This is a genomic window from Microcoleus sp. A6-C6 (assembly GCF_036705955.1).
Lineage (GTDB): Bacteria > Cyanobacteriota > Cyanobacteriia > Cyanobacteriales > Microcoleaceae > Microcoleus.
In genome coordinates, this window is record NZ_JAUBVR010000010.1 from 19624 (window position 1) to 33515 (window position 13892).

General features: G+C 45.1%; 13 protein-coding genes. 7 read left to right on the forward strand and 6 right to left on the reverse strand.

The annotated features are described in order from the left end of the window. Nucleotides 1-28 precede the first annotated feature (28 nt). Nucleotides 29-1834, reverse strand: coding sequence for a proline--tRNA ligase (gene proS, locus QUB52_RS06400; RefSeq protein WP_332972556.1), 1806 nt, complete (start codon nucleotides 1832-1834; stop codon nucleotides 29-31). Nucleotides 1835-2153: 319 nt separating this feature from the next. Between proS and QUB52_RS06405 the strand changes: the two genes are divergently transcribed. The 3 genes from QUB52_RS06405 (at nucleotide 2154) to QUB52_RS06415 (ending at nucleotide 6964) form a co-directional block, all read left to right on the forward strand. Continuing rightward, nucleotides 2154-3074 (forward strand): hypothetical protein, encoded by a 921-nt coding sequence (locus QUB52_RS06405; RefSeq protein WP_332972555.1) that lies wholly within the window; start codon nucleotides 2154-2156, stop codon nucleotides 3072-3074. 84 nt (nucleotides 3075-3158) lie between these two features. After that, complete coding sequence (locus tag QUB52_RS06410; protein WP_332972554.1) at nucleotides 3159-3467, forward strand: hypothetical protein; 309 nt, start codon at nucleotides 3159-3161, stop codon at nucleotides 3465-3467. Nucleotides 3468-3832: 365 nt separating this feature from the next. Then, on the forward strand, nucleotides 3833-6964 hold the full coding sequence (locus QUB52_RS06415) for an MFS transporter (RefSeq protein WP_332972553.1): 3132 nt from the start codon (nucleotides 3833-3835) through the stop codon (nucleotides 6962-6964). Nucleotides 6965-7046: 82 nt separating this feature from the next. On the opposite strand, the gene QUB52_RS06420 is transcribed toward QUB52_RS06415, so the two are convergent. Further along, nucleotides 7047-7637: a Uma2 family endonuclease gene (locus QUB52_RS06420; RefSeq protein ID WP_332972552.1), complete on the reverse strand. Its 591-nt coding sequence runs from the start codon at nucleotides 7635-7637 to the stop codon at nucleotides 7047-7049. Between the two features lie 287 nt (nucleotides 7638-7924). On the opposite strand from QUB52_RS06420, the gene QUB52_RS06425 reads away from it, so the two are divergent. Beyond that, nucleotides 7925-8404, forward strand: coding sequence for an orange carotenoid protein N-terminal domain-containing protein (locus QUB52_RS06425; protein ID WP_332972551.1), 480 nt, complete (start codon nucleotides 7925-7927; stop codon nucleotides 8402-8404). A 282-nt stretch (nucleotides 8405-8686) separates the two neighbouring features. Here QUB52_RS06425 and QUB52_RS06430 read toward each other — a convergent pair whose 3' ends face one another. The 4 genes from QUB52_RS06430 to QUB52_RS06445 form a co-directional block, all read right to left on the reverse strand. After that, nucleotides 8687-9361 carry an acetoacetate decarboxylase family protein gene (locus tag QUB52_RS06430; RefSeq protein WP_332972550.1) on the reverse strand — a complete coding sequence of 225 codons (675 nt, stop codon included), beginning with the start codon at nucleotides 9359-9361 and terminating at the stop codon, nucleotides 8687-8689. A gap of 275 nt (nucleotides 9362-9636) precedes the next feature. Next, complete coding sequence (locus QUB52_RS06435; protein ID WP_332972549.1) at nucleotides 9637-11118, reverse strand: S-layer homology domain-containing protein; 1482 nt, start codon at nucleotides 11116-11118, stop codon at nucleotides 9637-9639. Nucleotides 11119-11204: 86 nt separating this feature from the next. After that, a complete protein-coding gene (locus QUB52_RS06440) occupies nucleotides 11205-12191 on the reverse strand; it encodes a hypothetical protein (protein WP_332972548.1) in 987 nt (328 codons plus the stop codon). 136 nt (nucleotides 12192-12327) lie between these two features. Then, nucleotides 12328-13002, reverse strand: a complete 675-nt coding sequence (locus QUB52_RS06445) for a polysaccharide deacetylase family protein (RefSeq protein ID WP_332972547.1) — start codon at nucleotides 13000-13002, stop codon at nucleotides 12328-12330. Nucleotides 13003-13081: 79 nt separating this feature from the next. Between QUB52_RS06445 and QUB52_RS06450 the strand changes: the two genes are divergently transcribed. Genes QUB52_RS06450 through QUB52_RS06460 form a run of 3 tightly spaced genes read left to right on the forward strand, consistent with a single transcriptional unit; the run spans nucleotide 13082 to nucleotide 13743 of the window. After that, nucleotides 13082-13375 carry a DUF433 domain-containing protein gene (locus QUB52_RS06450; protein ID WP_332972546.1) on the forward strand — a complete coding sequence of 98 codons (294 nt, stop codon included), beginning with the start codon at nucleotides 13082-13084 and terminating at the stop codon, nucleotides 13373-13375. Continuing rightward, the gene (locus tag QUB52_RS06455; protein WP_332972544.1) at nucleotides 13372-13512 is read left to right on the forward strand and encodes a hypothetical protein; all 141 of its coding nucleotides are present in this window, start codon (nucleotides 13372-13374) and stop codon (nucleotides 13510-13512) included. The genes QUB52_RS06450 and QUB52_RS06455 overlap by 4 nt, the downstream gene beginning before the upstream one ends. 54 nt (nucleotides 13513-13566) lie before the next feature. After that, nucleotides 13567-13743: a hypothetical protein gene (locus QUB52_RS06460; RefSeq protein WP_332972543.1), complete on the forward strand. Its 177-nt coding sequence runs from the start codon at nucleotides 13567-13569 to the stop codon at nucleotides 13741-13743. The last annotated feature ends 149 nt before the right edge of the window (nucleotides 13744-13892 follow it).

A 13892-nucleotide genomic window follows, 5' to 3' on the forward strand; every position in this document is an offset into this window, starting at 1 on the left:
GCACTGCGCACCTTACCGTTATTAAGGCTTATTTGAGGGCTGCCTCAATCCACTGTTTTAAAGTAGCATTAACTTCCTCAATGAGAATTTCATGGGATTTGTGAGTTGCTCTTTCCACAATTTCAACTTTACCTGTTTTCAGGGAACGGCCAGTCACAATTCGATAGGGAATGCCAATTAAATCGGCATCTTTGAATTTAACTCCGGCTCGTTCGTCGCGGTCATCTAATAATGTTTCAACGCCAGATTGATTGAGTTGTGCGTAGAGTTTTTCGGCAACTTCTACTTGTTGAGCATCGGAAATATTCGGGATGCTAATGATGGCGTGATAGGGGGCGATCGCCACTGGCCAGATAATCCCATCTTTGTCGTAGGATTGTTCTACGGCAGATTGAGCCAGCCGCGACACGCCAACGCCGTAGCAGCCCATGATAAAGGGCATTTCTTCGCCTTGTTCGTTGGTGTAGGTAGCCCCCATCGCTTCGGAGTATTTGGTGCCTAATTGGAAGATGTGGCCGACTTCGATGCCTCTGGCGCTTTGCAAAGTTTGTTCGGGATTGTGCATTGCCCGATCGCCCTTTTTGGCACTTCTGACACCCACAACCGTTGCAGGTAGCGGAAATTCTTTATTCCAATTAGCTCCCACAACGTGATATCCTGACTCGTTAGAACCAGTGACAAAGTTGGTAAGATCGACAGCAGTGCGATCGACCAAACGCAAAAACTTAGAATTTACCTCCTTACTCCCAGCAATATAATCATCAGCAACATCGGGAGCCATATAACCCAGAGGCAAAGATTTAGCCGCCCATTTCCCCTGAGCTTCCGCATCAGGAACCGTCAAAAACAGAATTGTTTTAGCTTGATAATTTGATGCCAACTTAGTTAATTCATTCAGCAACTTTACCTGATTCACCTCTTGGTCGCCGCGAATGCTTACCAATACCAAAACTGTAATACCGCTGTCATAAACAGCCTGATAAAGCACATTTTTGACAACTTGCGTCGGAGAACACTTCAAAAACTTGCAAAGTTTATCAATTGTGTCAGTTCCCGGCGTTTCCCGCTTTTCAAAAGTTGCAAAGGGCGAACTTTCAGCATCAGCAGGCATCGATACAGCCTTCTCAACATTAGCAGCATACTGACCGTCTTCAGTATAAAGAACTTCATCCTCACCAGCTTCTGCAAGCACCATAAACTCTTGAGAACCAGAGCCACCAATTGCACCAGAATCGGCATCTACTGCTCGGAATTCCAAACCAGAACGGCGCAGCATATTGCTGTATGCTCGATCCATATCCTGATAAGTTTTTTTCAAACTTTCTTCGCTAGTGTGAAAAGAATAGCCATCTTTCATAATAAACTCGCGACCGCGCATCAACCCAAAACGTGGGCGAATTTCATCGCGAAACTTAGTTTGAATTTGATAGAGATGCAAAGGCAACTGCCGATAGGAACGAATCATATCTTTAGCAATTGTAGTAATCACTTCTTCGTGAGTTGGGCCCAATCCCAACTCAGTATCGCGACGGTCTGTGAGAGAAAACATGATACCTTCAGCTTGAGTGTAGGTATCCCAGCGACCAGATTCCCGCCACAAATCAGCAGGTTGCAGTTGCGGGAGAAGGCATTCTTGAGCGCCGGTAGCATCCATTTCTTCCCGCACAATTTGGGAGACTTTTTTGAGAACTCGCCACATCAAAGGTAGATAAGCGTAAATGCCGCTCCCGATGCGCCGGATGTATCCCGCACGGAGTAATAGTTTGTGGCTGGGAATTTCTGCTTCTGCGGGGTCTTCCCGCAGGGTGACGAAAAGCATTTGAGAGAGTCGCATAGCTGATTTCCTTAAAATACCGGATGATTGTAATCTCAGATTAACTTCTGATATTATCAGAACTCAGCCAGATTTGATTAAATCTATGAACAAAATTTGGAAAAATTATCAAAAAGGTATGACAGCATATGATAATTGTCACTCTCCTACTCTGCAATCTCAGTGGATTGCCTTAAAAGATGAAAACAGTTGACAGTTGATAGTTGATAGTTGACAGTTGACAGTTGACAGCTTGCCGGAAAAGCAGGTCTTTGGGTTGACAGTTGAGAGTTAATAGTTGATGGCGAGGTTTTTAAACAGTTGATAGCTGATAATTCTCATGACCAGATTCATTCACGACCAATTCGCAAAACAATATCTCAAAGAACTACTAACGCCTCTCGGCAAAGTCGAAACCAGCCACGACATTGCTGGAGAAGTGAGACAGATTGACGTTTTATTTGCCCCAAAAGCGGAACCTGATGTGGAACCCACAGCCCTCGGCATTCTAGGTCAAATTGCAGCAAAACCTGCTGTAATTGAACCATTCCGCAGTCCAGTGCAAACCGGAGAAATTCGCAGTTGTCTGGGTAAACTCTTTGATATTCACGCGGAATATGAACGAGTCGCCACTAGAGATAACACCCGGATTGCAGAGGCTGATTTACCCCAACTCTGGATACTGTCGCCGACTGTTTCCGATGCGATGCTAGCTGGATTTCGAGCGATTCCCGAACTGGAAATTTGGGGAAGTGGAGTTTATTTGATGGGTGCGTCTCTGAAAGCAGCAATCATTGCGATTCACCAACTCCCCCGCACTCCCCAAACGCTGTGGCTGAGGGTTTTGGGGAAGGGAAACGTGCAAAAGCAAGCTATTGCCGAATTGAGAGAATTACCCTCTGATAATTTCTTTCGGTTAAGCGCGTTAGAATTGTTGTACAACTTGCGAACGATTTTAGAAGTCCGTCAAGACATAGATCGAGAAGATCGGGAGTTAATTATGGAACTGTCACCCCTCTATTTGCAACGACTTGAAGATGCAACTCAGCGAGGTATCCAGCAAGGTATCCAGCGCAGTCAACGCTTGATGGTTGAGAGTATGCTACAAGTGAAGTTTGGCGAAATTGATGAAGAATTAGCCCAAATAATTGAGCCTTTGATCCAACTAGAACCCCTCGATCGCACGCGACTAATTAGGCAACTAGATCGCACTGAATTACTAGATCGTTTTGATATGTCGAAAAACTCACCGGAATCCTAACTCAGCAGCGCACTATACAATCTGTATGGTGCGCCAAATATCACTTTACTATTTATTAAATATCGAGAAGATCAGGAGTTGATTATGGAACTGTCACCCCTTTATTTACAACGGCTTGAAGAAGCAACTCAGCGAGGTATCGAGCAAGGTATCGAGCAAGGTATCCAGCAAGGTATCGAGCAAGCTATGCAGCAAGATATCGAGCAAGCTAAACGCCTGATCGTTGAGAGTGTTTTACAAGTGAGATTTGGCGAGATTGATGAAGAATTAGCTCAAATAATCGAGCCTTTGATTCAATTAGAAACCCTCGATGATTGCACGCGGTTGACTATGCAGCTAGATCGATCGCAATTATTAGCTCGTTTTCAGCCTAAAAATCAAACGGAATCCTAAAAAGCCAGCGCACTCTACGATAGGTAGGGTACGCTGCATCCCAGTTTACTACTATTCATAATTACTAGCCATCGCCCCCGCATCAAACTTGCCTTTTTTGGCCTAACTCTACGGCTACTCCTCCCAAATCAACTCATTTCTGACTTTAGAGGGATTTATTTTGCCGCTTCCAGAGCCATAATCAGCAGTAAGGATGACATAACTAAAGAACTGATTTACTATTCATCCTGATTTCACGAATTAGGGCTTCCGTAAGATAAAGCCTGACGAAAAAAACACCATCTAAAAAATGTCAATCCCCCTATTTAAACGTTAGGGCTAGTTTCAATGTGCCTAATTCGGCATCAAACTTTAGGAGGTAATTTATGTTTGAAAGCGAGTTATTAATGTCGATGTACAGTCCAAAACTCAATATTGCCCAAATGCCAGTAGAAATAGATGTGCCATTTGAGCACCCCGATATCGCAGGGCTAATGTTTTTAAGCCCTCAGTTTTTCGTGGCATTAATCGCCGGAGTCATCATGGCTTTTGGCTTCCAATTCTTGTTGACAAATTTCTCGATCGCCGCCAAAATCTCCAACTGGGACGAAGCTTTACCCGACGATGACGATGATGATGAGTCCGAAACTTTGGGCAAGAAAGTTCGCAAGATCGAAGGCTTAGTCGGCGGTTGGATTTTAGTCACAGTTAACCTAGCTTTATTCTTAGCTTGTTTTCTGGCGGTCAAACTAACTTCAATTTCCTCAGTAGATGGAGCGGCAATTATTGGTGTGGTCATTTGGTCGGCGTACTTCTTAACGCTGGTATGGCTCGGTTCTAGCGCCGTCGGTTCTATGATCGGTTCCTTGATAAAAACTGCTTTTTCAGGCATTCAAGGCGTCATGGGTACTGCTAGTTCGGCGATCGGTGGCAAGATGGCCAGCGACCAAATGGTCAATACTGTAGAAGCATCTGTGGCTGCTGTCCGCCGCGAATTGAGCTCGGCTGTAGACCCGGAGAGCATTCGCGAAACACTGCAAGATTATGTGGGTTCTTTGCAGTTGCCGAAGCTGGATGTCAAGGAAATTCGCGGTCAATTTGAAAAGTTGCTGGGGGATGCTGATATCAAATCTTTGGCAGGAACCGATGTTTTAAAGAATGTTAACCGCCAAACTTTTGTGGATTTAATTAGCAGCCGCAGTGATTTTTCTCAAGAGGAAATAAATCAAGTAGCTGACCAACTCGAAGGCGTTTGGAAGCAAACCTTCGGCAAGCAGCAAGAAAAGAAAGACCCGAATTTAGAGTTAGTTGATTTTCTCAAGTTTGCGGCTCCCGATTTGCTGAAGTCTGACGAACTCAATGCCAAATTGTCTCAAATCCTGGAAAATCGGGACAACAAATCGGAGTCCAGCGGGGGCATGAACCGGGCGATGCAGTTGGGTGTAGAAGCTCTGGTGGGCACTGTTTTGTCGCGGACTGATTTGTCTGACTTGGATGTTGAAAAAATCTCTGGTCAGTTGCAGCAACTAACTGCAAAAGGAAAGGAAACAGCTAAGTCTTTGAGCGAGAAGGTGGGCGATAAATTGCCTGCGCTGCCTTTCAATACAGCTAAGGCTGATGTGGAAAATTACTTGCTTAATACTCAACCTTGGCATCTCAACCGAGAAACTATCAAGCAGGAATTTAGGGATGTTATTTACGATCCCGAAGCTTCTCCTGGGGCGGTTTTGCGCCAGTTAGAGATGTTTAATCCTGAGTATTTTGTAGGGATTTTGAGCCGCCGCGAGGGGTTTAGTCAGGAACAGGCGGCGGAAATTGCTGAACAGCTTGAAGGTGTCCGCCAAGAAGTTTTGGGAATTGTTGGAGATGCTGCTGGTGAGGAACAGTCTCAAGATTTACGCAGCCGGATTGAAAATTATTTGCGATCGACTGGTAAGGAAGAATTGAATCCTGAAGGTATCGAGAAGGACTTCCAAGCGCTTTTGGACGATCGCGATGCTGGTTTTGAGGCTTTGCGCGATCGCCTGTCGCAATTTGACCGCGATACTTTGGTACAATTGCTCGGTCAGCGGGAGGATTTCAGCCCTGAAGAAGCGGATCAGTTAATCGGGCGGTTGGAAAGTTCGCGCGATCAAGTAATTTCCAAAGCTCAAGAATTGCAAGAGCAAGCGAAATCAAAAGCACAAGAAGTACGCCAAAAGGTAGAAGAGTATCTCCGCAATACCAATAAGGAAGAACTCAATCCTGAAGCGATCGAGCGCGAGTTTCAAACGCTGTTAAACGACCCGGAAGCGGGATTTAAAGCGCTGAAAGAACGCTTATCTCAATTCGATCGCGATACGCTGGTGCAACTGCTGTCGCAGCGCCAAGACCTCAACGAAGAACAGATCAATCGGGCGATCGCAAAAATCGAATCCGTGCGCGACAACATTATCCACGCACCGCAAATAGTGGCGGATAAAGCTAAGGAACAGTACGAGGAAGTTACTGGAAAGATTGGTGAGTACCTGCGGAATACCAACCTGGAAGAACTCGATCCTGAAGGTCTGAATCGGGATTTGACCAAATTGTTTGAAAATCCGAAAGAAGGCGCTTTGGCGCTGCGGGAAAGGCTGTCTCAGGTCGATCGCGAAACTTTGGTCAAGTTGCTCTCGCAGCGGGAAGATTTGAACGAAGAACAAATCAATCGGACGATCGATCGCGTGCAAGATTCAATTCGCACGATCGTGAAATCGCCCCGTCGTTTGGCATCTCGCGCTCAAAAAAGTGTCAAGGATTTCCAAGGAAGTTTGGAAAATTACTTGCGGAATACGGACAAGGAAGAACTCAATCCTGACGGAATCAAACGCGATTTGCAGTTGTTGTTTAACGAGCCGGGAACGGGGATTCAAAGTTTGGGCGATCGGCTCAAGCACTTCGATCGCGGTACGCTGGTAGCCTTGCTGTCGCAGCGGGAAGACATTTCCGAAGAGGAAGCCAACCAAATTGCCGATCGGATTGAATCTGTGCGCAACGAGGTTGTCGAACAAATTCAAATGGTGCAAGACAAGTTCCAGTCAACAATTGACGGTATCTTTGGGAAAATCCGGGATTACCTCAATTCGCTCGATCGACCAGAACTCAACTACGAAAGCATCAAGCGAGACTTCCGCAAAGTATTTGACGACCCGCAGGCCGGATTTGACGCGATTAAAGAGCGTTTGGGCGAGTTCGATCGCGGTACTTTAGTCGCGGTAATTAGCTCTCGCTCCGACATTTCAGAAGGTCAAGCTAACAAAATTATCGACCAAATTGAAGGAGCCAGGGACAGCGTGCTATCGCGCTCGGAACGCCTGCAAGAGCAAGCCAAAAAACGCATTAAAGATATCAAGAAAAAGACCAAGCAGCAAGCAGAAGATGCGCGGGAAGCCGCAGCAACTGCTGCTTGGTGGCTGTTCGGTACGGCTCTAACTTCTGTGGTTGTTTCGGCGCTGGCTGGAGCAATAGCAGTCGGCGGTATTTCCGGTTTGTTTAACTAGAATTTCAACAAGTTTCAATTAAAATTCTCCTGATTCTAGGCTGGCTTTATGTCAGCCTTTTTTCTTGGGAATAATATCAAAATTATTCAGGATTCACAGTTGGCGGAAATACTCTCGATAAATCGAGCGCCAAGTCGTGAAAAAAAGGCAGATTAACAGACTCGTTTGGCAGAAAAATCAGTCTCCTGCGATAACCAAATTGACCTGTTGCATTCTGATAGGGTTCGCTGTAACATTCCAAGCAAGTGTCTGACAAATTAAATATCCAATAGTCAGAGATTTCCGCTGCCGCATAAAGGGGGAGCTTAACCTGTTTGTCGTAACTCAAAGAAGAATCTGCAATCTCAATCAGCAACAGTATATCCGCTGGACAGGGGTGAGAGGATAGATAGTCGTCAGGGCGATTTTGCACGATCGCGCGATCGGGTTCTGGTTCGCTGTCATCCGGCAAAATAATCGGTTGTTGCCCTCGCAGTGTCGCCCGTTCTCCCAGCAGCTTAAATAACTCGCGTTCCAAGCGTGTCTCGCAAACAGAATGAGCAGTACCTTTAGCTGCCATTTTCACAAGTTCTCCATTAATTAACTCAACTCGCTCGTCCTCCGCAAAAAATCCCAGTTCTGTCAAGCGGTGATATTCCTCTGTGGTGAAGCGTTTTGCAGTTGCGATCGACATAACAGCCACCTCTATACAGGTCTGTTGCGATTATAGGCGATCGTCGATCGGCTAAACAATGCTAATCAGGAACACAGCCAACAACAATCTTGTGAAATTTGCCTCATCCTTTGGTTGCAAATTTTCTCAATTTTTGTGAATTTACTCCCCGAACTTATGTCCGGGATCATCTCTGTCTTAAGCAAGATTCTAGCATCATTATTTATTAGGTACTTTAACTAAGTAGCAAAAAAAAGTTTTCTCAAAAATAAGAAAACTGAGCAATACATATTATTTGGGAGACTGCAATGACATTTTCTACTACCAGCGCTTACGACCAAGGAAAAGCAGAGATTCAGAGCTTGAGCGTAGACGATCAATTAGGTTTGCTGTGGTTTGTTTACACCGAAATGGGCAAGTCAATCACGCCAGCGGCTCCCGGTGCTGCAGGTTCCGAAATCGCTGAGGGTTTGTTCGAGCAAGTCAAGCCGCTGCCCAAGGAAGAACAACTGCAAGTAATGCGCGACATTGCCTCAAAAGCCAATACTGAAATCAGCCGGATGTACGGCTCGATGAGCCCGGAAACCAAGCTGGCTTTTTGGTATTTCCTGGCAGTAGGAATGGACGAAGGAACTATTATTCCTGTACCTTCCGACTATAAACTTCCCGAAGCTGGAAATGCTTTATTAGCAAAGATTAAGGGCATGGATTTTCAGCAACAAATTGATTTCCTGCGCGGTACAGTTTTAGAAATGGGTGCTGAAGCCGCTCCGGGGGCTGGCATTTAAAAACAGGACTTACGAAAAAGACCCGGTTTCTATGAGAATATTAGGTGCAACAACAAGCGTCTAGAAAGAAACCGGGTTTTTTACCGTTTGGTGAATGAAGATTCAACAAAATTAGTAATTAGCTCGAATTGTGCGGAGTCGTCGCCTTAGAAACCCGGTTTCTTGTTAGATTTCTCGTTGCCAAACGCAAAACTCGTAGAAACCTGGTTTCTAGCTAGCTATGAGTCAGCCATAAAACTGCCTTTGGGTATAGTAAAGCGGGCCTTGCCTGACCACTTCTAGCTAATAACTGAATTCAGCAGCTATGTTTCCCACAACTTCCGGCGCACCTGCCATTAAACGTATATCTTCGCAGGCCACTGTAAGCAAGGGCTGACCTAAGTTTAAATTGGCAAAATGACTGTCTTCAGTTACTTCTAATTGGCTTTTGATCAAACCAATTCGAGACTGAAATTCTCCTTTGAATAGTAGCAAATTTCTGTGTTCGGTGCTGAAAACATTTCCGCTAAAAGGTATCGGTAAGGCTAAATTTTGCTGGCTGTAATTGAGACTGCACAGTTGACGGTTTGCTTGGCTAACGGTGACTCGGTAGCCTAACGGTGTTGCTTTTACTGAATCGTTGCCTTCCCAACTAAATTGAGCTAATTCTTTAGGAAGTCCCCAAATTTCGCGCCCGCCGGCTACCGAGTTAGGGTTGTCTACGTAGATGTGGGAAATCCAAGCGCCCCATTTTCCCGCATAATTGGCGATCGCGCTTACGACAATTAGCTCATTGTACTCCATCACGGAACCCAACCCGTAGGAGGATATATAAACTCCACCTAGGGTTTTTCCTGGCAATACAGAGACTATTTCTAACTCAGAGGGAACCAAGGGGCGCACCCGTGCCACATCTATTAATTGTAAAGTCTGAACAGCATAACCTTGCAAATTCCAAGGTGCAGGTGGATATACCATTTTTAGCGATTTTATGTGGGATATTTTATACTGATTTTAGCTTAGCGCATTAAAAAACAGCAATTTTTTGTATTTGTTCACAAAAAACTTAGTAATTTACTTTATTTAAACAAATTAATATGTGACGAGAAATTTGATGAATAAGTGGGTTATCTGTTGTAGGGGGGCGGGTTTAGTAATATTGTTAGTAGGAATTAGATATTATTCGTAAAACCCGCCCCTACAGATATTATCAGCGTTTATCCGCGTTCATCTGCGGTTAAAAACCTCCAAATCTACTTACTAGCATAACCCGTACTCACCAAAAACTCCCGCAACTTCCCAAAGAATTGAGTGCGATCGCCTCCTTGATAAACCCCCTCCAACAACCGCCAACCTTCGGCCTCCTGGCCCGCAACATACTTGCTCGCCATGAAAGCGGCCAACACCCCTTTTACCTCTGCATCTTCGCTCGATCGCTTCCTAGATTCCAGCCACAGTTCAGCAGAATTCGTGTATACTTCCACCGGATACTGCTTAGTCACATCTTCCATTTTACCTTGGCGGTACTGCCAAATTTGCAGCGGCAATCGAGAATCCGCATAATTTGTAAAAGCCTCTGCAAATCGCCCGTCTTGACTCTTGAACTCCGGGATATCATTTTTGCCAAAATCGACAACTTCGTAGCTCACATTGCCCCAAAAATGCTTGATATGAGTGTATTTTTTAGCTACTGAGTCGTAGCGGTAAATAAACGAATAATTACAGCAGCGGACACCGCTATTGATTGAGACTAAATCTGCCAGCACTTCCGGTTCCTTGTCGCCGTCAAAGTCGCGGATTCGCACCGATAACAAGCGCCCTTCTGATACTTCTTCGTTGGCTTTTTTGTCGGGATTGTCTACTAGAGAACGAGTCGGAATTAGCACTGGTTCTTCTAATAAAGTTTTACCGTCTCGAATAATTTTGATGCGGATATTTTTGGCATTTTCTCCTTCTTTGACGAAAGAAACTTCCGCCCGAATATTCCCAGATTCCGAGGTTTCTGTGGTTCTCGCCGGGCCGACATTTGTTGGCACTTGGGCGATGTATTGCGAGGGAACTAAGGCTGTTTGTCCGGGTTTGGCGATCGCCTGACACAAGAAAGTTGCGACTTCGGCGCGGGTAGCATTGCGCGTAGGTTCTAGCTGTTTGACGGCGGGATAATTGACCACGAGTTGTTTTTCTGTCGCGGCGGCGATCGCATTTCTCGCCAATTCAGGAATTTCCGGCGCATCTTCAAAAGTCGCATCCAAAATCTCAGGCGCTGAACCTGTAGGCGTATATTTCAAGCCGCTGCTTAAAGCTACCAAAACCTGCCAGCGGGGAATGTTCAAAGTCGGGTTAAAAATACTGCCGCTGTAACCGGACAGAAAACCCGTCTGATAAGCTTCTCGAATTGGTTTATAACCCCAGTAGTTCGTGGGAATATCTGCAAAGTCGATCGGATTGCGGACGGTTTTTGCATCGGGAAAAGCCCTACGCAGCATTGCCGCAAACTCAGCGCGGCTGACTGGGCGGTTCGGGCGAAAACTGCCGTCTTCGTAGTAGCCGCTGATGATTTTTTTATCGGCTAATTCCTCAATGCAGCCTTGGGCCCAATGGTTTGTGACATCCTTAAATTTGGCTTCAGCAAATGCTGGGGCTACATTCTGGCCTGGAAACACTAAATTCCCGATGATTGTACCCAGGGCTACGACTAAAGCGATGACAGCTTGACGTTTGTGCGATCGAACCATACCACAGCCTCCTCTACTTGCTTTGTTTGCGATCGAAATTTTCGTAAATTTTAGATCCTATCAGGTATTCTCACCTAATAGATCGCTTATTTAGAATCCAAAGTCATCTCCATCAGCATTTTTGTTTTCATTGTTAATTCTTTTGGATTCCCTGCAACTTTAATAGTCATTTCAGAATTAGAATTGATAGAGACGACAGAACGAACAGGCATTAATTGATCCAGTCGCATTATCACTTCTCCCTGACCCTGAGACGCAAAAGATTTTATGGCCATAGTAGAGCCAGCAGGTAATTGGGGTAAAGTCAAATTTTGGGGATTTGCTTGTTGTTCTACGCTAGTTTTGAGAGTAGCAACTCCATCTTGCAAGCCAATCAATTCGTAGATAGCAGTTTGATTCACATTCATGCCACCTGCATTAGATGGAAAAGAGATGCGCCATTTAGCACCTTTGCCAACTGCTTCTGTTGGCAGAGGCGAGGCAAGCTGGTGTAAGGATTTAGACATATTTTGAACCATTTGTTTGAAATTGTTGTCAGCTTCTGCGGGCAAAGTAAAGCTACCTCCTTTATTACCGCCCTGACTATCCATGATGAAAGAACCTTTCAATCCTACTAATTTTTTGACTGCGGATCGCATACTATCCAGGGCCGCAGTTGGCAAATTTGGAGTATCGGCAGTAATATCTGCATTAGCGTATGAAAAATCGTAGTGAATATCTCCATTGGCATCAATTTTAGTGGCTTCTGTCTCTATAGTTAAGACCATAGTCGGAACTTTATTCACATTCGTACTACTGCCGGCTGTAGACACTTCCATCTCCATTTTTACAATCATAGTAGTCGTTTGTTTAACACCTAAACTTGGTTTTAAACGCAACTGTTGTCGGGGCTCCACTCCCGGATTTACCAGTTCGACTTGAGGGCGTTTCGAGTCGATCGCAGGCACGGACAGGTTACTGGTTGGCTGCTGTACGACAAGTGGGGTTTTAGCACTGAGGGAAGCAGGAGAAAGCCCGATCGCCAATCCCGTACTTGCCAAACAAAGAGATGCTACAAACAGTGTTTTTTTCATGAATTTATGAGAATTAGGACTTACGCACTGGTGGCCAGAAATCAGGTTTTTCGATCGCACTACACGGACTGAAACCCCTTAATCTCGGTTAAAAAACCCGGTTTCTTGCTTCGGAGTCGCGATCGCACTGACGCCATCAGACAGAAATTTGTTGCCACAGGCGATCGATTGTTACAAACTTGTAACCTTTATACAAAAGCAATGGAATAATTTTATCAGCAGATGCGGCAACATCTTCGCCGCCGCAATAACCGTCGTGCAGTACAATAATTGAACCGTTTTCTGTTTGCTGCACGACGCGACTCATAACTTTCATCACCCCCGGCCGCACCCAATCTTCCGGGACAACACTCCACATTACCGGGCGATATTCCCACTGCTGCAATAATTCTAATGTTCGCGGTATAAAAATGCCATTCGGCGGCCGCACATCGCGGATTAATTTTGGGTCTAAATCGCAAGCTTTGCTAATAGCTTTTTGCGTGTCTTCTAAACTGTGTTTTAGTTCGTGGGTTTTGAGTTTGGCAAAGGATACGTGCTGGTAGCCGTGAAGACCGATCCAGTGTCCGCTATCGTACACTTCTTTGGCAATTTCTGGATGTCTGTCAACACAAAATCCCAGCCAGAAAAAACTCGCTTTGATGTCGTATTTATCTAAAATTTTTAGCAGTTGACGTGTGTGCTGCAAGTGCGGCCCGTCGTCAAATGTGAGGGCTATCTCTCGGCTATTGATATCTCCCGTCCACAGACATCCGGGAAAAGTAGATTTGAGAATGGGATGAACGACAGGAAACAAAGGTGCTAGTGGCATTGGTTAACCTTGTTGAATGCGATCGGGTAGAAATGAAGCTGCGTTATAATAGAATCAAGTTAACTCAATCGAGGTCAATATGACAACTACCGTTGATATTGGAACGCTAATTGTCAGCACGCCGGGAACTTGTGGTGGCCGTCCCCGCATCGCAGGTACAAGAATGTCCGTGCAAAGCATAGCCATTGACTACAAAGCGGGAATGACTCCTGAAAAAATCGCTGAAGAATTTCCGCACCTGACCTTAGCACAAATTTATGCGGGATTGGCTTATTATCATGCTAATAAAGATGAAATCGAGGCTGATATAGCAGCGTACTACCAAGAGTGCCAGTATTGGGAAGCTGAATATATGGCAGGTAATTTATCGTGAGTCAAATTCGTCTCTATATTGATGAATATTCTGGCAACCTATCGTTGGTAGAAGCTTTGCGGAATTCTGCTGTAGATGTGATGACTACTCCAGACGCGAACAAACTTAGCTCTTCAGATGAGGAGCAGTTAATCTAGGCAACGGAGCAAGGGCGGGTCATTTACACTGCTAATATGGGAGATTTCTGCCGCTTGCACAAAATCTTTGCTGAACTAAAAATTGCTCATTCAGGAATTATTGTTGCAACGCGACAAAGTTACTCAATAGGTGCTCAATGGCGAGGAATTTTGCATTTGATGGCTGCCAAATCAGCCGAAAGAATGATAAATCAATTGGAGTTTATGGGAGGTTATATTAGAGATGAATAACTGTCTGTAAAAGATGAACGATCGCCAATTATAAAATCCCTTAACTCTTTTGATAGAGCCTCAAACTATCTCCGATCGCATTCACCTCTCTCTCAAGATCGATGCGATCGCCCTACAGTGTCCTCTTATACTAAAAACCAGCACAACTA